The 20,636-nt window shown below is 70.2% G+C and carries 16 protein-coding genes; 13 read left to right on the top strand and 3 right to left on the bottom strand.

Annotated elements, in window-relative coordinates; all coding sequences use genetic code 11:
• The first annotated feature begins 162 nt into the window (after positions 1-162).
• A complete protein-coding gene (locus tag AC3RXY_RS01745) occupies positions 163-1,551 on the top strand; it encodes an IS3 family transposase (protein WP_491509154.1) in 1,389 nt (462 codons plus the stop codon).
• A gap of 147 nt (positions 1,552-1,698) precedes the next feature.
• Here AC3RXY_RS01745 and AC3RXY_RS01740 read toward each other — a convergent pair whose 3' ends face one another.
• Entirely contained in the window at positions 1,699-1,860 is a 162-nt protein-coding gene (locus AC3RXY_RS01740) for a hypothetical protein (RefSeq protein WP_491509153.1), read from the bottom strand.
• Positions 1,861-2,240: 380 nt separating this feature from the next.
• On the opposite strand from AC3RXY_RS01740, the gene AC3RXY_RS01735 reads away from it, so the two are divergent.
• From AC3RXY_RS01735 to AC3RXY_RS01695, 9 genes are all read left to right on the top strand, one after another.
• The gene (locus AC3RXY_RS01735; RefSeq protein ID WP_491509152.1) at positions 2,241-3,254 is read left to right on the top strand and encodes a Dyp-type peroxidase; all 1,014 of its coding nucleotides are present in this window, start codon (positions 2,241-2,243) and stop codon (positions 3,252-3,254) included.
• 85 nt (positions 3,255-3,339) lie between these two features.
• Positions 3,340-3,579: a hypothetical protein gene (locus AC3RXY_RS01730; protein WP_491509151.1), complete on the top strand. Its 240-nt coding sequence runs from the start codon at positions 3,340-3,342 to the stop codon at positions 3,577-3,579.
• 49 nt (positions 3,580-3,628) lie between these two features.
• Positions 3,629-4,771 carry an ROK family protein gene (locus AC3RXY_RS01725; RefSeq protein ID WP_491509150.1) on the top strand — a complete coding sequence of 381 codons (1,143 nt, stop codon included), beginning with the start codon at positions 3,629-3,631 and terminating at the stop codon, positions 4,769-4,771.
• A 227-nt stretch (positions 4,772-4,998) separates the two neighbouring features.
• The gene (locus tag AC3RXY_RS01720; RefSeq protein ID WP_491509149.1) at positions 4,999-6,531 is read left to right on the top strand and encodes an ABC transporter substrate-binding protein; all 1,533 of its coding nucleotides are present in this window, start codon (positions 4,999-5,001) and stop codon (positions 6,529-6,531) included.
• A gap of 46 nt (positions 6,532-6,577) precedes the next feature.
• The gene (locus AC3RXY_RS01715) at positions 6,578-7,519 is read left to right on the top strand and encodes an ABC transporter permease (RefSeq protein ID WP_491509148.1); all 942 of its coding nucleotides are present in this window, start codon (positions 6,578-6,580) and stop codon (positions 7,517-7,519) included.
• Positions 7,516-9,282 carry an ATP-binding cassette domain-containing protein gene (locus AC3RXY_RS01710; protein ID WP_491509147.1) on the top strand — a complete coding sequence of 589 codons (1,767 nt, stop codon included), beginning with the start codon at positions 7,516-7,518 and terminating at the stop codon, positions 9,280-9,282. Before AC3RXY_RS01715 ends, AC3RXY_RS01710 begins: the two co-directional genes overlap by 4 nt.
• Positions 9,275-10,129, top strand: coding sequence for an ATP-binding cassette domain-containing protein (locus AC3RXY_RS01705; RefSeq protein WP_491509146.1), 855 nt, complete (start codon positions 9,275-9,277; stop codon positions 10,127-10,129). Before AC3RXY_RS01710 ends, AC3RXY_RS01705 begins: the two co-directional genes overlap by 8 nt.
• 117 nt (positions 10,130-10,246) lie before the next feature.
• Positions 10,247-12,835 carry a glycoside hydrolase family 3 protein gene (locus AC3RXY_RS01700; RefSeq protein ID WP_491509145.1) on the top strand — a complete coding sequence of 863 codons (2,589 nt, stop codon included), beginning with the start codon at positions 10,247-10,249 and terminating at the stop codon, positions 12,833-12,835.
• Complete coding sequence (locus AC3RXY_RS01695; RefSeq protein WP_491509144.1) at positions 12,832-14,301, top strand: sulfatase family protein; 1,470 nt, start codon at positions 12,832-12,834, stop codon at positions 14,299-14,301. The genes AC3RXY_RS01700 and AC3RXY_RS01695 overlap by 4 nt, the downstream gene beginning before the upstream one ends.
• A gap of 104 nt (positions 14,302-14,405) precedes the next feature.
• On the opposite strand, the gene AC3RXY_RS01690 is transcribed toward AC3RXY_RS01695, so the two are convergent.
• Both AC3RXY_RS01690 and AC3RXY_RS01685 read right to left on the bottom strand, forming a co-directional pair.
• The gene (locus AC3RXY_RS01690; RefSeq protein WP_491509143.1) at positions 14,406-15,191 is read right to left on the bottom strand and encodes a crotonase/enoyl-CoA hydratase family protein; all 786 of its coding nucleotides are present in this window, start codon (positions 15,189-15,191) and stop codon (positions 14,406-14,408) included.
• 3 nt (positions 15,192-15,194) lie between these two features.
• Entirely contained in the window at positions 15,195-16,388 is a 1,194-nt protein-coding gene (locus AC3RXY_RS01685; RefSeq protein WP_491509142.1) for a thiolase family protein, read from the bottom strand.
• 192 nt (positions 16,389-16,580) lie between these two features.
• Between AC3RXY_RS01685 and AC3RXY_RS01680 the strand changes: the two genes are divergently transcribed.
• The 3 genes from AC3RXY_RS01680 (at position 16,581) to AC3RXY_RS01670 (ending at position 20,622) form a co-directional block, all read left to right on the top strand.
• Positions 16,581-17,948, top strand: a complete 1,368-nt coding sequence (locus AC3RXY_RS01680) for a M20/M25/M40 family metallo-hydrolase (RefSeq protein WP_491509141.1) — start codon at positions 16,581-16,583, stop codon at positions 17,946-17,948.
• Positions 17,945-19,390 (top strand): MFS transporter, encoded by a 1,446-nt coding sequence (locus AC3RXY_RS01675; RefSeq protein WP_491509140.1) that lies wholly within the window; start codon positions 17,945-17,947, stop codon positions 19,388-19,390. The genes AC3RXY_RS01680 and AC3RXY_RS01675 overlap by 4 nt, the downstream gene beginning before the upstream one ends.
• Positions 19,391-19,470: 80 nt before the next feature.
• Positions 19,471-20,622: an AI-2E family transporter gene (locus AC3RXY_RS01670; RefSeq protein ID WP_491509139.1), complete on the top strand. Its 1,152-nt coding sequence runs from the start codon at positions 19,471-19,473 to the stop codon at positions 20,620-20,622.
• Positions 20,623-20,636 lie beyond the last annotated feature (14 nt).

The following is a 20,636-nucleotide window of genomic DNA, read 5'->3' as shown; positions in this document are numbered from 1 at the left end:
ATGTGAGCTTTCCGTGCAGGGCGGCGGCGAAGCCCGCGTGCGGCGGCGCCGTGCAGCGACGCCCGAGCAGCTCATTCATGAAGAGATCATGATCATGAGGATGTCGGCGACCAGAACCGGTGCAGTGCCGCCATCCCTCATCAGCTCGAAGCTGACCTTCGCTTGCCTGCCGGAACGCATCGGGGCGATCGTTTCGGGGTCGAGCTCATCTGCCGTGTCCTCCGACCGGCAGTTCAGGGGTTCCTCACCTCCCGCGGCTGCCGCGCCGCCGCCGGTCGTGCGCCGTCAGCGCGGCCGTTGCGCGACGACCTGCTGGTGCCGGAGGTCGCCCGGCTGCATGCGGAGAACTACGGCGTCTACGGGCGCCGGAAGATGCATGCGCTGATGCGCAGGCAAGGATGGGATGTCGGCCGCGACCAGACCGAACGGCTGATGCAGCTGGCCGGGGTGCGCGGGGTGAAGAAGTCGAAGCGGGTGTTCACGACGAAGACCGATCGGACGCAGTCTCTGCCGCAGGATCTTGTCAACCGGAGGTTCACGGCCGACGGCCCGCGCCGGCTCTGGGTCTGCGACGTGACCTACGTCGCGACATGGTCCGGGTTTGCGTACGTCGCGTTCGTCACCGACATCTACGCTCGCCGGATCGTCGGCTGGAACGTCGCAGCCACGCTCAAGGCCGAAATCCTGCCGCTGCAGGCCCTCGGTATGGCCGCGGGGGACGCTGGTGGCGACCTCACCGGGCTGACCCACCACTCGGACCACGCCTCGAACTACATGGCGATGGTCTACACCGACCGCGTCGTCGAACTCGGCGCCGTTCCCTCCACCGGAACAGTCGGCGACTCGTTCGACAACGCCATGGCCGAGGCGGTGAACAACCTCTACAAGACCGAACTCATCCGCCAACGCGGACCCTGGCGGACAGTCGAGCAGGTCGAGCTCGCGACCCTCGAGTGGGTGTGGTGGTGGAACAGCTCCCGCCTCCACAGCGAGCTCGACATGCGCACCCCGATCGAGGTCGAGGTCGAGAACGCGTACTGCGCTGGCCAAGAATCAGGACACCCGGCACCTGCCGGACAAACCTCACCAGAGGAACGAAAATCAGGCCGATTCAGAGTGTCACGGAGAAGGGAACGGGGTGTCCGACTCGACATGCTCGGCCACGTATCGCAGCTGCAGGCTCTCGCCTCGCCGGGTGATCGTGGCGACAGTGCGGCGGCGACGTCCTGCGGCATGAGGTCCCGCTGGGCGCGGGCGTTCTTGACCAGGCGGGCGAGGTCTGATGGCGTCTGCAACCGCACGTCGACCGCCCCCATTCGTGTTCGAAGAATGGCACCGCGGACGAATGTGAGAGAAATTCACCCTGATGTGAAGTGGAGTAGAGAGAGCATCGAGTTCATGACGCGCGAACGTGACACGGTCCGAGACTGCCGTGACGCCCGCACGCCGCGTCGATACGATCCGACGATGACGGGCCTGATCCCGATGTGCGATGGGCGGGCACACGTGGGGGCCCGGTGGGGCGGGGACGCGCCAATGGCGTGGGAATGACCGGCCCGTGACCCGCAGAAGAATCCCACCGTCACCGTCACCGCCACCCGTGAGAAAGCCCCACACCCGGTCAAGACGGGTGCGGGGCTTTCTCCGTTTTCTGGTCGCCCGGCGGTGTGCCGGTGGGCGACCAGAAAACAGCGGGGCTCAGATGCGGCCGAGGCCGTCCTTGCGCCGTTCGTCCTGCGAGCCGAGGTCGTCCGCCTCGCCGCCGGTCTCCTCGAAGACCTCGTCGCGGATGTCCTGGCGGTGCTCCTCCTGCTCGGTACGGTCTTCGCGCAGCTCGTCGTTGTCCTTGTGGTGTCCCATGGGAATCCTCTCGTGCGTCGTCACAGCATCCGGAGCGGTCGCTCGGCCTTCGTCCAGTCTGCATGCCTTCGTCCTCCGTTCCCCGGGCATCCGCTCAGGTTTCCCTGAGCGTCATCACCCGGGGACTCCCGCCGGGCGTGCCGGTGTCCGCGTCTGGTCGGTCCGGGCGCCGTCTCCGGGACGCCGTGTGCGTGATGCGGGAAGAACGGATGCAGACTGGAACGGACGACGAGCTGGACACGACGACGAGAGAGGTGCCCCATGATCGAAGAAGTGCAGGCCCGACGCATCGGCGGTGTGCGTGAGGGATCCGTCCGACGCCGGAGGAGGCCAGGACCGACCGGGCCGTGCGCCGTGAGCGCGAGCGGAGGAAGCGCATCGTGACCGTCGAATCGAGTGGTCGCGTTCCGATCACGCCGCAGCAGGTCGACGCGCCCCTCACCGGGACAGCCGTGTTCCTCGTTCTCGTCGTCGCGGACGCCGACGGCGCGATGAACACCGTGCGCGAGGTCGTCTCCGGCATCAGCGACCTCGTGAAGGACGTCGCGTTCCGTGATCTCACCGGCCACCTGTCGTGCACCGTCGGGATCGGCGCCCGGATCTGGCCGGATCTGACCGGCCGGAGCATGCCGGCGGAACTGCATCCGTTCCGCGAGATCGTCGGCGCCGACCACACCGCGATCGCGACACCGGGCGACCTGCTGTTCCACATCCGCGCCGACCGCGCCGACCTGTGCTTCGAGCTGGAGCGGCTGCTGCTGGAGTCGTTCGGCGAGAGCGTCTCCACCGCCGACGAGGTCTCCGGGTTCCGCTACTTCGATGCCCGTGACCTGCTGGGCTTCGTCGACGGCACGGCCAATCCGGTCGGTCCGGCGCTGCCGGCCTCGACGCTCGTCGGCGACGAGGACCCCGACTTCCGGGGCGGCAGCTATGTGGTGGTGCAGAAGTACACGCACCCGCTGTCGGCATGGCAGGCGCTCACGACCGAGCAGCAGGAGGCGATCATGGGCCGCCGCAAGGCGGACAACGTCGAGCTGCCGGATGCGACCAGCGGCCAGAAGTCGCACAAGACCCTCGCGACGATCGTCGATGAGAACGGCGAGCACGACATCCTGCGCGACAACATGCCGTTCGCCCGGCCAGCCCACGGCGAGTACGGCACGTACTTCATCGGCTACACGCGCCGGCTGTGGGTGCTGGAACGCATGCTGGAGCGCATGTTCATCGGCGACCCGCCCGGGCTGCACGACAAGCTGCTCGACTTCTCCACGCCGCAGACCGGGACGACCTTCTTCGCGCCGTCTGCCGACCTCCTCGCCGCGATCGGCGACGACCCGCCCGCGCCGCCCGCCGCGGCGTCCGCGACCGCGGAGAGCGCGCCCGTCACGGCATGACGCTCCCGACCGGGGGAGGCCGCCCCGCTTCCGCGGGCGCAGCTTCCCCCGGAGGCGGGCGCGGGAGGCAGCGTAAACTGCTGATATGGCCGAGAATCCTCTCCTCCCCACGGCGTACGATCTGGTGTGGAGCGTGGCCGTCGTCGCCCATGTGATCTGCGCGATCGTGGCACTCGCGATCGTCTGGCGTGAGCGGCGCACGCTCACCGGCCTCTCGACGCTGATCTGGGTCGTCGTGGCCGTCACCGTGCCCGCGCTGTTCCTCGTGGCACGCGGCGTGGGCCTGCTGGTCGCGGGGCGGCGTCGCTCCGCAGTCCCGGAGTGAGAGGCGGACGCCGCCGCCCGGATCACCGGCATCGGGCATGATGGTGCTCATGTCCGGGGAAGGGTCCGTCAGTCCGCTCAGCCGCTTTCGGCGGGTTCATGAACGCGACGTCATCAGGCATCTGCGCCTGGTCGGCCCGTCGTCGCGCCGGGAGCTGCAGGCCGCCGTCGGGTTGTCGCGCACCACGCTGTATGGCATCGTTGCGGATCTGCTCGGTGCGGGTGTTCTTCAGGAGACCAGGGTGCCCGGCGCTGCCGGGCCTGGGCGGCCGGAGACGGTGCTCGCGCTCGACCCCGCTGCGGCGATCTTCGTCGGCGTCGAGATCGGGCGCACGCACCTGACGGTGCTGGTGGCGAACCAGGCCCACGACGACGTCGGCTTCAGCGAGACGTACCTGCCGTCCGGCTGGTCGGCCGAGGGCATCGCCGACCTGACGGCCGATGCGGTCGGCGCGGTGCTGGCCGGTGCCGGTGTGGACGCGGCCAAGGTCGAGGCGATCGTCGTCGGCACCCCCCTGTCGTTCGGCCGTGCGCCGGACGAGAGCAGCGCCGTCATGCACGCGATCGACGCCAGGATGCTCGAGCGGTTCGGTGTGCGCGCGGTGTTCGAGAACAACGCCCGTCTCGTCGCTCTCGCGGAGGCGCAGGTCGGGGTCGCCCGCGATGTCGACGATCTGGCCTATCTGCATCTCGATGCCGGCGTCGGCGGCGGCCTGGTGCTCAGCCGCCGCCTGCTCTCGGGCGGCACCGGGACGGTGGGCGAGTTCGGGCACATGTGCGTCGACCGTGCCGGCCCGCAGTGCTGGTGCGGCGGACGCGGCTGCCTGGAGACCTACGTCGGGCAGTCCAGGATGCTGGCGGCGGCGGGGGTGCAGAGCCTCGACGAACTGGCGCGGCCGGAGGGGATCGCGCGGATCGGCGACGAGATCGCGTGCATCGCGCAGATCGCGTCCGGCATCCTCTCCGCGCTGGATCTCCGCGTCCTCGTGCTCGGCGGATCGGTCGGACGGCTGCCAGGGGTGGTGGAGGCGGTGGCCCGGTGTCTCGCGGATCTCGCGCCAGACCACATCGCGGCGCAGGCGGACATCCGCGCCGCCGAGCTGGGGATGCTCGGCTCCGCTCGGGGGGCGATCGCGCTGGCGCTGTCATCGGAGGAAGAGCTCGCGCGCTACGACCGCCCGATCGGGCGCTGAGTCGTTCCCGCTCCGTCCCGCACCCGCCGCCTCGCTCTGCCGACCGGCGAAGCATCGTCCTGCCCTCCGCGGTCCGTGCGGCTCTGCGCAGTTCGATGGCGACAGCGCCGCTTCCGGAATAATTCCGAAACATTGTAAAAACTCGGGAGACGTGCCAAGCTGTCATCGACTCGTCAAGGTGGACGAGCTGTGCACCAGGTGCACCAGCACAGCGAGAGGACGTAACGATGCGTTGGCGGAGAGCTCTTCTGGCCGCGGTTGCGGTGGCAGGACTGGCATTGACCGGATGCACGGCGGGGGAGTCCGAGACTCCCGCCGGCCAGGCGACGACGGCGGAGGCGCTGCGCCTGGGAGCGATCGTCGCGCCCACCACGCTGGAGGCGAGCGGCATGAACTGGGGCAACCAGTCGGTGTACGCGCAGGCCGTGTACGACACCCTGCTGCGCTCGAACCCCAACGGGGTCGACGTGGAGCCGGGGCTGGCGACCGAGTGGGCCTATGACGACAGCGGGACGACGCTGACGCTGACCCTGCGCACCGGCGTGACGTTCACCGACGGGACGCCCTTCACCGCAGAGGTCGCCGCGCAGAACCTGCTGCGCTTCCGTGATGGCACATCGCCGCAGCGGGTCAAGGCGGCGAACGTCGTCGACGTGGTGGCCGCGGACGACACGACCCTGCGCATCACGCTGCAGCAGCCGGACCCGGCGTTCCTCGTCTACCTCACCCAGGCCGCGGGCCTGCAGGCGAGCCCGGCGACGTTCGACAACCCGAACGCCGCGACGGAGCCGGTGGGAACCGGTCCCTACGTCATCGATACCGCCGCGACGGTCGTCGGCACGTCGTACGTCTTCACCGCGAACGACGACTACTGGGATCCGGAGGCGGTGCGCTACGGCTCGGTCACCGTGAACGTGTATCAGGATCCGACGGCGATGCTCAACGCCCTGCGCGGCGGCCAGCTGGACGCCGCGAGCGTGATGGACAACGGCACCCTTCCGCAGCTGGAGCAGGCCGGATTCACGGTGTCGGCCTCGCATCTGAACCTCATCGGGCTCTATCTCTTCGATCGGGAGGGCACCCTCACGCCCGCGCTCGGGGACGTCCGGGTGCGCCAGGCGATCAACTACGCCATCGACGCGGAGGCGTTCCTGGCCGGTTTCGGATACGGCCTCGGCGAGCTCACGCACCAGGTCTTCCGCCCCGGCACTCTCGGCTGGGACGAGGCGCTCGACCAGCGCTACGGCTACGACCCCGATCAGGCGCGCGCGCTGCTCGCAGAGGCCGGTTACGCCGACGGATTCGACCTGAGCCTGCCGACGGCGGGGAGCATCCCGCAGTCGGTGACCGCGTTGGTCACCCAGCAGCTCGGCGACGTCGGCATCCGGGTGACCTTCACGGACGCGGGCGCCAACCTCATCACCGACGTGCTCGGCGCGAAGTACTCCGCCGCCTACTTCCAGCTCCAGCGGGACCCCATCGACTCGCAGCTGATCAGCTTCATGGTGGCACCGGATGCGACCTGGAACCCGTTCCACAGCGGCGACGCGACAACGGAGCGGCTGATCGCGCAGGTCAGGGCGGGCGGCGACGACGCCGAGAGCGCGGCACGGGAGCTCAACGCCTACCTCGTCGACCAGGCGTGGTTCAACCCCTGGTACACCTCGCAGAACTCGTTCGTCACCTCGCCCGCGACGGCCGTCACCGTTCACCAGGGCAACGTCTACCCGAACCTGCTCGACATCGTCCCGCAGGCCTGAGCGGATGCGGGGCCGCGCGGCCCCGCATCCCCTGGGAAGGAGTCCCATGATCGGCTTCATACTTCGACGCCTCGGCGCGGGTGCGGTTCTGCTGCTCGCGATCACGGTCGTCGCGTTCACGCTCCTCTATGCGGGCGGCGGCGACATCGCCCGCAAGATCCTCGGTGAATCCGCCGACGCCGAGACCGTGCTCCGCAAAGCGGAGCAGCTCGGCGTGAATCGCCCGCTGATCGAGCAGTACGGCGACTGGCTCGTCCACGCGATCCGCGGAGACTTCGGAACGTCGTGGTTCAGCGGCCAGGCGGTGACCGCGGGAATCCTCTCGCGGTTCTCGGTCACGCTGTCGATCGTGTGCGGGACGATCCTGCTCATCGCGCTCGTCTCGGTGCTGCTCGGCGTGGTCGCGGCGACACGGGGCGGCTGGGTGGATCGTCTCGTCCAGTTCATCGCTCTGCTGGGTCAGGCGATTCCCGGATTCCTCCTCGCCGTGGGCCTCGTGCTCGTCTTCGCGCTGGGACTGGGGTGGTTCGCCCCCACCGGCTACGTTCCGATCGGCACCTCGGTCTCGGGGTGGCTGTCCACCGTCACGCTGCCGGTCGTGGCGCTCGCGGTGGGCGGTGTGGCGGGTGTGTCCCAGCAGATCCGCGGCTCGGTGCTGGACGCCCTGGGAAACGACTACGTCCGCACGCTCCGCAGCCGCGGGCTCCCGGAGCAGGTCGTGGTCCTCCAGCACGTCCTCAAGAACGCCGCAGGCCCCGCCCTCGCGGTTCTGAGCGTCCAGTTCGTCGGCCTGCTGGGCGGCGCCGTGATCGTCGAGCAGGTCTTCGCGATCCCCGGTCTCGGTCAGGTCGCCGTGCAATCGACGGCCCAGGGCGACATCCCCCTCGTCATGGGTCTTGTCACGGTCGTCGGAGCGATCGTCATCGTCTTCAACCTCGCCGTGGACATCCTCCAGGGCTGGCTCAACCCGAAGGTGCGTGTCTCATGAGCACTCTGGCCCCCGCCCCGCTGCCGGGCGTCCGTTCCGGGCGTCGCGAGCATCTCGTCCGGCGCGTGCTGCGCAGCCCCGTCGCGGTCATCGCCGCCACGGTGCTGATGATCGCCGTTCTCGTCGCCGTCCTTGCTCCGTTCATCGCGCCCTACGACCCGAACTACGCCGATATCCGCAACCTCCTGGCGCCGGCCTCGCCCGAACATCTCCTGGGCACCGACAGCGCCGGCCGTGACGTGCTGTCGCGCCTGATCGCTGCGTCGCGGTCGAGCCTGGCCGGCGCAGCCCTCGCTCTGATCGTGGCGCTGGTCATCGGTGTCAGCGGGGGACTGATCGCCGGCTACTTCGCCGGCTGGATCGATCTGGTCTCCGGCTGGATCGTGTCGCTGCTGATGGCTCTCCCCGGCATCATCGTCCTTCTGGCGGCGCGGGCCGTGGTGGGCCCGTCGCTCTGGATCGCGATGATCATCTTCGGTGTGCTCATCTCCCCGGCGTTCTTCCGCCTGGTCCACGCCTCGGTGCGGGGCGTCCGCTCCGAGCTGTACGTCGATGCGGCGCGCGTGTCCGGGCTGAGCGATGCGCGCATCATCCGGCGCCACGTTCTCGCGGTGGTCCGCGCGCCCATCATCGTCCAGTCGGCGCTGATCGGCGGCGTCGGCCTGGCGATGCAGTCCGGCCTGGAGTTCCTCGGGCTCGGCGACATCCGGGTGCCCACGTGGGGCTCGATGCTCAGCGACGGCTTCGTCAACCTGTACCGGGCGCCGCTGCTGATCCTGTGGCCGGCGCTCGCGATCGCACTGGTGCTCCTCTCGCTGACGCTGCTGGGCAACACCATCCGAGACGAGCTGGACGGACCGCGGCGCGGATCACGCGTGCGAGTGACCGAGCGGCGCACAGGAACGGCCCCCGAGCGCGTCGCACAGGACATCCTCACCGTCACGGGGCTCACGATCGGATATCCGCGCAGCGCCGACGACGACGGTGCCGTGGTGCACGGCGTGGACCTCCACGTGCGAGCCGGGGAGGTGCACGGGCTGGTCGGTGAGTCCGGATCGGGAAAGACGCAGACCGCGTGGGCGGTGCTCGGTCTCCTCCCGCCGGGCGGGGCGGTGCTCGACGGGCACATCCAGCTCGCGGGCGAGGACATCCGCCGGCTCGACCCGCGCAAGCGCCGCGCCCTGCTCGGCACGCGGATCGCCTATGTCCCGCAGGAGCCGATGTCGAACCTGGACCCGTCTTTCACGATCGGCAGCCAGCTCACCCAGCCCCTGCGGTTGCAGCGGGGCCTGTCGCGCCGAGAGGCCCGCTCGCAGGCGCTCGGTCTGCTGGCTCGCGTCGGCATCGCCGATCCACAGCGTGTCTTCGACTCCTACCCGCATCAGATCTCCGGCGGCATGGCGCAGCGCGTGCTCATCGCCGGGGCCGTGTCCTGCAAGCCGGATCTGCTCATCGCCGACGAGGCCACGACGGCGCTCGACGTGACGGTTCAGGCCGAGGTGCTCGAGCTCATCCGGAGCCTCCAGGCCGAGATGGGGATGGCCGTCCTCCTGGTCACCCACAACTTCGGCGTGGTGGCCGACCTCTGCGACCGGGTGTCGGTCATGAAGGACGGCCGCATCGTGGAGAGCGCCGATGTGCGGGACATCTTCCGTGCCCCGCAGCACGACTACACGAAGGGTCTGCTCGCGTCGATCCTGCACAATGTCCCGCCGCGCGCCGCGTTGGCGGCACGCGAGGAGAAGGAGCCGATCGATGTCTGAACCGCAGTTGGACATCCGGGATGTCACCGTCGAGTACCCGGGGCGCGGCCTGCGCGGGCGTCCGTTCCGTGCCCTGCAGGGCGTGTCGCTCGATATCGCCGCCGGTGAATGCGTCGGCCTGGTGGGGGAGTCCGGGTCGGGCAAGACGACCCTCGGGCGTGCGGTCCTGGGGCTCGCCCCCGTCACGCAGGGCGAGATCATGTTCGACGGCCGCGACATCGCCCATGTCTCCCGCGCTGAGCGGCGGGCACTGGCGACGGACATCCAGGTGGTGTTCCAGGATCCCTACACGTCGTTGAACCCCGCGCTGACCGTCGAGCAGATCCTCACGGAACCGCTGACCGTCCGTCGCGTCGCGCGCGACGACGCACGCCGCCGGATCAGGGAGCTGTTCGACATGGTCGGGCTGCCCTCCGACGCGGGGGAGCGGCGTCCGCGGGAGTTCAGCGGCGGGCAGCGGCAGCGGATCGCGATCGCGCGGGCGCTCGCGCTCGATCCGCGCCTGATCGTGTGCGACGAACCGGTGTCGGCGCTCGATCTCTCCACGCAGGCGCGGGTGCTCGACCTGTTCCGCTCCATCCAGGACCGCACCGGCGTCTCCTACCTCTTCGTCTCGCATGACCTCGATGTCGTGCGAGCGATCAGCCACCGCGTGGCCGTGATGTTCCGCGGCGAGATCGTCGAGTTCGGCGATGGAGACCGCGTGACCAGAGAGCCGGACCACCCCTATACCCGCCAGCTCCTGCTCGCCTCGCCCATCGCTGACCCGGATCTTCAGGCCGCTCGGCGTGAGGAGCGACGGCGGTTCCTCGAGCTCAGCGCGAACGCGCCGGGGGCGGCGGGATGAGGCAGTCCCGCCTCCTGCGAACGGACACCACGAACCACATCGACGAGACGGCGCATCCGCCGGTCCCCGCTCTCCTGAGCGCGGGGACGCGGCTGCCCGAGAACATGGAAGGCCATCATGGATGACGAAATCTTCTCCTTCTTCTCCCACAGCGAGGTCCGGTCGGCGACGCCGCCACCGGTCCCGGAGGGGGCGCCGTGGGCCGATCGGGGCCGATCGGCCGGCGAACGGGCGCAGCTGCTCCTGGCCGAGCTCACCGTGGCAGAGAAGTCCGCGCTGCTCTATGGGCGCGGCCTCAAGGTCTCCCCGGAGCGACAGGTCTGGCAGGCCTGGGTGAAGGGCAACGACCGGCTCGGCGTGCCGGACGTCACCCAGGGCGACAGCCCTGCCGCGATCCTCGTCGGCCCGCCGGACGTCACCCAGATCCCCTCGGAGCATGCGCTGGGTGCATCATTCGATCCTGCGACCGCTCGCCGCGCGGCGGCGGTCCTGGCCGCCCAGGCACGCCGGCTGGGCTACGGGGTGTGGCATGCGCCCACTCTCGACGTCACGCGCGACCCGCGGCACGGACGAGCACATGAGAACTTCGGCGAGGACGCCCAGCTCGTCTCGCTCCTCGGCGAGGCCTACGCCAGGGCGTTCCCGCAGGAGGGCGTGGTGCCGGACATCAAGCACTTCGGGCTGAACGTCGTCGAGACGGACCGGCTCACGACCGACTGCCGCATCGACCACGACCGTCTGGTCGGTCACTACCTGGCACCGTTCCGCTCGGTGCTCGCCAACATGCGCGTGGCGATGGTGATGACCGCCTACGCGAAGATCAACGGCGCGCACGTGAACGACCAGCCCGGCTGCTTCGATCTGCTGCGTCGCGAGTGGGGCTTCGATGGCATTGCGCGCAATGATGCGATGGCGGTGCACTCGCTGGATTCTCTGAGATACGGACTTGACCAGGAGTTCCGTGACGAGGAGTTCTTCGGACAGGTGCTCATCGACGCGATCGCAGACGGGAGCTTCGACGAGGCGTACCTCGACGTGGCGGTGCGCAGGGTGCTCACCACGATGGTCGAGACGGGCCTGTTCGACGATGCCCCGGTGCCCGTCGTCTGGGCCGGAGCGACCCAGGAGGAGACCGCAGCGGTGCGCGAGGCTGCGGCCCGCGGTGTCGTGCTGCTCGAGAACCGCGATGGGCTCCTGCCCCTGGATCCCGCAGCAGCGCCGCGCGTCGCTGTCATCGGACCCGCCGCTGTCGACGACGCGATCGCGGGCGGGCCGACCCGGCCGATCGCCGACCGCGACACCTTCCTTGCCGCGCTCCAGGCCGGTCTGCCGAATGCGCAGATCGAGTACATCCCCGGGATCGATCCGGTGGCGGCCACGGACGGGCTGCACGGCTTCGCCGAGTTCGCGATCGACCAGGACCGGGACGGCGGCGCTGGGGCGTTCGAGCTCGCATTCCTCGACGGCGACGGACAGCGCACGGAGACCACCGCGGCACGGGGGATCGCTCTGCAGGCGGCGGACTGGGCGTTCGGCGGGCAGGTGGCCAGGGCCGCGCTGCCCACCGGTGCTGTCGCGGCCACCTGGTCTGGGCGGTGGAGCAGCACCGCCGGTGTGCACGCCTTCGACGCGGTCACCGGCGGCACTGTCGTGCTGCGGGTCGACGGCGTCGTGGTGCTCGAGCACGACGGGGGCGGACGTCGCTCGGCGCGCACCGAGGCCACGGTCACCCTCTCGGCCGGGGAGCATGAGATCGAGGTGAGCTATCGCGCACCAGACGAGACCCATCGGGCGTTCGTCGACGGGTCATCCGCGGCGGTCAAGGTCGGTCTGCACGAGCCGGCGCCGGTGCTTCCCGCCGCGATCCAGGAGGCCGCGGACCGCGCAGCAGCCGCCGACATCGCGATCGTCGTGGTGCGCGACATCGCGAGCGAGGGGTTCGACCGGATGACGCTCGCGCTTCCGGGGCGCCAGGACGACCTCATCCGCGCCGTCTCGGCGGCCAACCCGCGCACCCTCGTTGTCCTCGAGACCGCCAGCGCCGTGCTGACGCCGTGGCGGGGGAGCGTTGCAGCGCTCGTGCAGGGGTGGTACGGCGGGAGCCGCGGGAACGCGGCGATCGTGGACGTGCTCACCGGCGCCCGCGACGCCGCAGGGCGCCTCCCGGTGACCTTCCCCGACCGTGATGAGGATCTGCCGACCTTCGCGCCAGAGCGGTTCCCCGGTGTGGACGGGACGGTGCGGCTCGACGAGCCGGAGACCGGATACCGCTACGTCGGACAGGACGGCGCGCCGGCCCCGGCGTACCCGTTCGGGTACGGACTGTCCTACGCCACGACCGAGGTGTCGGGGCTCGTGGCTCCCGACCGGGTCACCGTCTCGGCGGAGGCGGCATCCAGCGCCGCACGGCGGGAACGGATACCCGTGACCGTCACCGTGCACAACACCGGGCAACGCCCCGGAACCGTCGTGCCCCAGCTCTACGTGACCGCACCGGGTGGCGCGGTCGCGCACCTCAAGGCGTTCGCGTCCGTGGACCTCGCCGGCGGGGAGAGCCGCAGCGTGGACCTGTCCGTGGCCTGGGCCGATCTGGCGGCCTACCGCGACGGGGTGTGGCAGATCCCCGAGGGGAGTTACCGCTTCGGGGTGGGAACCAGCGCTGCAGACATCGTCGCGGCCGCCGCGGTGGAGGTGGAGGTCCGATGACGGCTCCCCGACGACCCAACGTGGTCATGATCCTCACCGACGACCACGCATCGCGGACCATCGGGGCCTATGGCTCCGAGGTCAACACCACGCCACGCATCGACGAGATCGCGCAGGCGGGGTGGCGCTTTGACACCTGCCTGGTGGGCAACGCGCTGTGCTCGCCGAGCCGTGCGTCGATCCTCACCGGCACCCATAGCCACGTGAACGGGGTGACGACCCTCGTCACGCCGATCGACGCGAGCCAGCCGACGTTCGTCTCGCAGCTGCGGGCCGCGGGATACCGCACCGCGATGGTCGGCAAATGGCACATGGGCCACGGCGCCGGGCACGACCCTGAGGGCTTCGACTACTGGGACGTGCTGGTGGGCGCCGGGGGGCAGGGCGAGTACTGGGACCCGCTCTTCCTCTCCCCCGAGGGGGAGCGGACGGTGCCGGGCTACGCGACCGATGTCATCACCGACCTCGCGCTCGACTGGGTCGACACGCTGGACGGCGACGAGCCGTGGTGCGTGCTGATCTATCACAAGGCCCCCCACCGCCCGTGGGAGCCGAAGCCGGAGCATGCGGCGCTCTACCGTGATGCCGTGCCGCTTCCGGAGACCTTCGACGACGCCTACGAGACGCGCTCCAGCTCCGTGCGCCGTGCACTGATGCGCGTGGCTGACAGCCTCAACACCGAGGACCTCAAGGAGCCCGTCCCGGAGGGGCTGGACTACGACGCCGCCGCGCGCTGGAAGTATCAGCGCCTGATGGCCGATTACCTGGCCTGCGTGCACAGCGTCGACGAGAACGTCGGGCGGGTCATCGACTGGCTGCGCGAACGCGGCGACTTCGAGGACACGCTGCTGATGTATGCGTCCGACCAGGGCTTCTTCCTGGGCGAGCACGGCTGGTTCGACAAGCGCTTCATGTATGAGGAGTCGCTGCGGATGCCGATGCTGCTGAGCTATCCGCGGGCGATCCCCGGTGGGCGCGTGCACGAGGGTCTGGTGTCGAACGTCGACTTCGCCCCGTCGATCCTCGAGGCGGCCGGCGTCGCGGTGCACGAGCGGATGCACGGGCGCAGCTTCTGGGGAGACCTGACAGGTGAAGCCGCACAGCCCCCCGCGGACGGCCTGTACTACCGCTACTGGGAGCACGACGACGCCTTCCACCATGCGCCGGCGCACTACGGCTACCGCACCGATCGTTACAAGCTCATCTACTACTACAACGACGGTCTGGGGCTCCCCGGAACGGGCCCCTTCGTGTACCCGCCGGAGTGGGAGCTCTACGATCTCCTGGCCGATCCGCAGGAGATGCGGAATCTGGCCTCCGATCCGGACTACCGGGACCTGCGCGAGGAGCTGGAGGCCGCGATGTGGACAGAGCAGGCCAGGCTCGGGGACACCCCGCACCCCAGCCAGCCGATTCCGCGCCGGATCGCCGTCGGCGCAGCGGGCGAGACCGGAAACGGCGGCTGACGCCACGCGGCAGGCCATCAGCGCGGCTGTCCTGGTGCCTCACGATGCACCAGGGCGGCCGCGCTGACGGCCCGCTGCCCGTCAGCCGGTGACGGGTGTCTCCGTCACCGGCCCCGCCAGACGGGCGCGCGCTTCTCGGCGAACGCGACGGCGCCCTCGCGGGCGTCCTGGGTGGAGAAGACGGGCATCACCTCGGCGTCGTGCGCCCGCCAGAGGTCGTCGTTGCCGTCTGCGCCGAAATCGGCGGAGCGGTAGACGAATCGCTTGGAGGCCTGAACGGCCAGCGGCGCGTTGCGGGCGATGCGATCCGCGAGCTCGATCGCGGTGCTCAGCACGGCGTCGTCGTCCACGACGCGGTTGACCAGACCCAGCTCGAAGGCGCGATCCGCGGACATCGGGTCGCCGGACAGAAGCGCCTCCAGCGCGAACTTCTGCGGGATCTGCCGCGGCAGGCGGATGACGCCGCCCGCGGCTGCCGCCAGGCCCCTGGTCACTTCGGGGAAGCCCAGTTTCACGGAGCGCCCGGCGACGGCCAGATCGCTCGCCAGCACGAGCTCTGCCCCGCCGCCCAGGGCGAAGCCGTTGACGGCCGCGATGGTGGGCTGAGCGATCCGGTGGCGGACATAGCCGGCGAATCCCCACTCCGGATGCGCCGCGGGTGCGGCCGACTCCCCGCGGGCGAACGCCTTCAGATCCATGCCGGCGCAGAAGGCGCGCTCCCCCGCCCCGGTGAGGACCACGACCCGAACGTCGGCGTCGTGCTCGGCCTGCTCCAGAGCGTCGCCGAGGGCGACGGCCAGCTCCTGATCGACGGCGTTCATCGCCGCTGGCCGGTTCAGGGTGATGACCGCGACGTGGCCGTGGCGCTCGGAAAGAACGGTGTCTGACATGGCTCAGATCCTCTCGATGATGGTGGCGTTGGCCATTCCCGCGCCCTCGCACATGGTCTGCAGGCCGTAGCGGCCGCCGGTGGCCTCGAGCTGGTTCACCAGGGTGGCGAGCAGCCGGGTGCCGGATGAGCCCAGCGCATGCCCGAGCGCGATCGCGCCGCCGCGCTGGTTGAGCTTCGCGGGGTCGGCCCCGGTCTCGGCGAGCCACGCGAGCGGCACGGGCGCGAAGGCCTCGTTGACCTCGAAGGCGTCGATGTCGTCGATGCGCATGCCCGCGCGCGCGAGCACCTTCTGCGTGGCGGGGATCGGCGCCGTGAGCATCATGATCGGGTCGTCGCCGATGACGGAGAAGGACACGAAACGCGCCCGTGGCGTGAGCCCGAGGGCCCGCGCCTTCTCCGCCGACATGATGAGCGCAGCCGAGGCGCCGTCGGTGAGGGGCGATGAGTTTCCTGGCGTGATCTTCCAGTCGATCTGGGGGAAGCGCGCGGTGTCTGCGGGGTTCTCGAACGAGGCGGACAGACCGCCGAGTCCCGCGGCGGTCGTGGCGGCACGCACGGTCTCGTCCACCGTGTGCGTGCGGGCGCTGCCGTCCGCGCCGGTCACCGAGACGGGAACGATCTCGTCCGAGAAGGCGCCGTCCCGTTCCGCCGCGGCGGCGAGGGTGTGAGAGCGCGCGGAGAAGTCGTCGAGCTCGGCGCGGGAGAACCCCCACTGCGCCGCGATGAGCTCCGCGGAGATGCCCTGATGGACCAGCCCGTCCGGGTAGCGGGCGTGCAGCCGCGGCCCGGAGAAGTCCTGGCCCATCGGGGCGGTCCCCATCGGCACGCGGCTCATCGATTCGACGCCGCACGCGATCACGACGTCCTGGAAGCCGGAGACGATCGCCTGCGCCGCGAAGGTCGCCGCCTGCTGGCTGGAGCCGCACTGGCGGTCGATCGTGGTGCCGGGAACGTGCTGGGGGAAGCCGGCGGCCAGCAGGGCGCTGCGGGTGATGTTGGTGGCCTGCTCCGCGGCCTGCTGCACGCACCCCCCGATGACGTCGTCGATGAGCGCCGGATCGATGCCGGTGCGCTCGACGAGCGCTTCGAGGACCGTCGCGAGAAGGTCGACGGGGTGCTCGCCGGAGAGGGCGCCGCCGGGTTTGCCCTTGCCGGACGCCGTGCGGACGACGTCGACGATGACTGCTTCGTTCATCGGGGATCTCCTGTCTCGGTGGGGGCTGGTCCGGCCCAGGAGGGTACGGCGGGGTCGCGGCCGCACCGCACGCTCCTGGGCATGGCGCAGGGTATGGACTGAGTCTGGCGCACATCCGGGCGATTCGTCAGGCCACGCTGCGGTCGTCCACCGCCTGCTGGCCATTCGCATCCAGAGCAATACACTTTGGGCATGTCGAAGACCACCGCGATCGATCCCCGAGACGGCATCGCCGAGCGGCTCTCCCGGATGATCCAGCTGCCGACCGTCTCGGCAGAGCTCGAAGAGCGCGGGCGCGAGCCCTTCGAGGCGTTCGTCGATCTGATCGATGAGCTCTACCCGCTGATCCGCGAACGGCTGGAGCGGGAGCGGATCACCGACTTCGGCCTGCTGTACCGCTGGCGGGGTGCGGATGCCACGGCCGGCCCCCTCGTGCTGATGGCGCACTACGACGTGGTGCCGGTCGACGAGAGCGACCCGTGGACCTTCCCGCCCTTCGAGGGGCGCATCGACGGCGGATCCGTCTACGGACGCGGTGCCCTCGACGACAAGGGGCCGATGGTCGTCCTCCTCGACGCGGTCGAGAACCTCCTCGCGGCGGGGTTCACGCCGGCACGCGACGTCTACCTTTCGCTCGGCGGCAATGAGGAGACCTTCGGCGACGCCGCGGACGAGATCTCCCGCACCCTCCACGAGCGCGGGATCACCCCCTGGATGGTGATCGACGAGGGCGGTGCCGTCACCGACGCCCCCCTGCCGTTCGTCACGGGCGAGGCGGCGATGGTCGGCGTGGGGGAGAAGGGCATCGCGACCGTGCGCATCTCGGCGCGCGGGGACGGCGGCCATGCGTCGGTGCCCCCGCCGCTGACCGCCGTGTCGCGGGTCTCCCGTGCGGTCACGCGCCTGACCCCCGGCACGTTCCGGGCGCGGGCCCCGCGAGCGCTCCCTCGCATGCTGGGCATGTTCGTCGCGCGCAGCACCGGCCCGGGGCGGCTGCTCTACCGTGCGCTCGCCGCGTGGCCCTGGCTCAACGGCCGGGTCTTCGCCGCGCTCGGCGGCGAGGCCGCGGCGATGGTGCGCACGACGATCGCGCCCACGCGGCTGAGCGGCGGGACCGCCAACAACGTCCTGCCCTCCCAGGCCGCGGCGACGGTGAATCTGCGGCTGGCGCTGGGCGAGACCGTGGACGGCACCGTTCGCACGCTGCGGCGTCGCATCCGCGACCCGCGCATCACGGTCGAGGTGGTCGAGGGAAACGATGCATCGCCGGAGTCCCCGTCGGACGGCGCCCCGTTCGCCCTGATCGCCGAGGCCGTGCGGGCATCGCACCCGCAGGCGATCACCGTGCCCTACGTGACGATGGCTGCGACGGACGCGCGCTACTTCCATCGCTACTGCCCGGCCACCTACCGGTTCGCCCCGCTGGCGATGAACGCCGCGCAGCGCGCCGCGATCCATGGCGTGGATGAGAGCGTGGCGATCGAACAGCTCGTGCGGGGCGAGGTCTTCCACCGCACGCTCATCCGGCGTCTGCCGGGGAACGGGACGGCTGCGGCATGACCGAGACACGACCAGCGCGTTCGCGCATGAGGCTCGGGGTGCTGGCCGGGGTGGTCGGCTTCCTGGCGTTCGTGGAGTTCACCAGCGGCGTGCTGCAGGGCTACTACACGCCGATGCTCACCGACATCGCACGCCATCTGGGCATCCACGACGCCGACGTGAACTGGTTCGAGGGCACTCAGCTGATGCTCTCCGCCCTGGTCGTGCCGGCCTTCGCCAAGCTCGGCGACATGTTCGGCCACCGCCGGATGCTGCTGTGGAGCACGGCGCTCACCGCCGCAGCCTCACTCGCGCTGCCGTTCGCGCAGTCGTTCTGGGTATTCCTCGTGGCGTGGACGCTGCAGGGCTTCTATGTCGTGTGGCTGCCCCTCAACGTCGCGATCGTGTGGTCGCGCAGCCGCCGGCATGAGAACGCCTCGATGCTCACCGCCAAGGCGGCCGGGATCATGGTCGCCGCTCTCGAAGCGGGGGCCATCGGCGGGGCGCTGGTGGGCGGCATCCTGATCGATGCGCTGCCGCTGTGGCTGGTGCTCCTGGTGCCGGCGCTGCTGGTGGTGGCGTGCTTCTTCGTCATCGCGTTCGGCGTCCGCGACCGCTTCGACCACAGTGGAGGGCGTCTCGACCTGGTCGGTCTCTCGCTGCTGTCGATCGCCCTGATCGCGTTCACCGGCGGCCTCAGCCTGCTGCGTCTGCACGGCGCGGAGTCTCCGCACGCCTGGGGCACCGTGCTGCTGGGCATCGCGCTGCTGGTGCCGTTCGCGCGGTACGAGCTGCAGCATCCGGATCCCCTGATCGATGTGCGCATGTTCCGCTCCCCGGCGCTGGCCCCGGTGTTCCTCACCGCCGCCCTCTTCGGCGTGAGCGTGCTGGGCGCTCAGGCGCCGCTGTCGACCTTCGCGCGCACCGATCCCGCCGTGCACGGCTACGGCCTCGGTACGAACGGTTTCGTCACATCGCTTCTGATCGGCGTCTATCTGATCGCGATGATCATCGGGGCGCTGCTGTTCCCGCGCTTCGCGCGCCGCTTCACCCCGCGCATCACGCTCATCGGAGCGAGCTGCCTGGTGGGTGTCGGCTACCTGCTGTTCCTGCCGATGCACGATTTCTACGCGCAGGTGCTGACGAACATGTTCATCGCCGGCCTCGGATCCGGTGCCCTGGTCGCCGCGCTGCCGGCAGCGGCAGCGGCAGCGGCGCCCGATCATCAGACCGGCATGGCCACCGGCCTCACCAACTCCACCAAGACGGTGGGCGGCGCGATCGCGTCTGCGGTGTTCGGGATCGTGCTCATGCACGGCATCGCAGACGCCGGCAGCACGGCCGGCTCGCTCACGGGCTACTTCGCGGTGTGGACCATCTGCGGCGCGACGGCGCTGGTCAGCGCCGTCGCGCTGTGCTTCGTGCCCAAGCGCGCCTTCACCGATCAGACCACGCTGACCTGAGGCGGGCGGGGCGGAGCAGCGCGCGCGGACTCTCCGCCACCGGGCTCCCCAATGTCCCATCCCTCGACTAGCGTCGAGGGATGGGATTGTTCGGGAGCTCCCCGCGTCAGGTGCGGGTCGAAGGCGTCGGCATCGAGTTGCGGGCGCGGCGGGCGCCGTGGAGCCTGTGGGCCGATGGCCTCGGGCGCACCAGCATCCGCGCACTGCAGATCATCGTCATCGTGGTGCTCACCGCCGCGGTCTTCTTCGGGATCCAGCAGGTGTCGGTGGTCACCATCCCGGTGTTGCTGGCGCTGATCTTCGCCTCGGCGTTCTGGCCGGTCACCAAGTGGCTGCGTGAACGCGGTGTCCCGCCCCTGCTGGTCACGCTGGCGTCGTTCCTGGCGATCATCCTGCTGCTCGCCCTGGTGGCCTGGCTCATCGTGTGGGCCGTGCGCGACCAGTGGGACGACCTCAGCAGCCAGGCGCAGGAGGGCGCCAGCCAGCTGATGGCCTGGGTGCAGACGTTGCCGTTCTCGATCGATTCCGCGCAGATCGACGAGTGGCTGGGCGCGCTCCAGGACTTCATCACCAGCGCGCAGTTCGGCTCGGGTGCCCTCGCCGGCGTCAGCGCGGTGGTGAGCTTCGTCACCGGCCTCGTGCTGATGGTCGTCGTGCTGTTCTTCTTCCTCAAGGACGGACCCCAGATCTGGGCGTTCCTGCTGCGCCCCTTCGAGGGCGAGGCCTATCAGCGTGCCCGCCGCATCGGCGAGGCGACGGTCACCACGCTCGGGTCCTATGTGCGGGGCACGGCGACCGTCGCGCTCGTCGATGCCATCGGCATCCTCATCGGTCTGCTCATTCTGCAGGTGCCGCTCGCGGTGCCGCTGGCGGTGCTGGTGTTCCTGCTCGCGTTCATCCCGATCGTCGGAGCGACGGTGGCGGGCATCCTGGCGGCGCTCGTCGCGCTGGTCGCCAACGGCTGGGTCGTGGCCCTCCTCGTCGTCGGCGTGGTGGTGGCCGTCAACCAGCTGGAGGGCAACTTCCTGCAGCCCGTGCTGATGTCGCGATCGATGAACCTGCATGCTCTCGTCGTGCTGATCGCGCTGACCGTCGGGACCGCGCTCGGCGGCATCCTCGGTGCGGTGCTTGCCGTTCCGATCACCGCGGTCGCCTGGGCGATCATCCAGGTGTGGGACGGTCGCGGGCGTCCTGCACGCTGGGCGCGGCGCAAGCGGACCGAGGAGGCCTGACCTCGCACCGCACG

The organism is Microbacterium longlingense (genome assembly GCF_058349825.2).
This window is presented reverse-complemented; position numbering and strand designations above follow the sequence as displayed.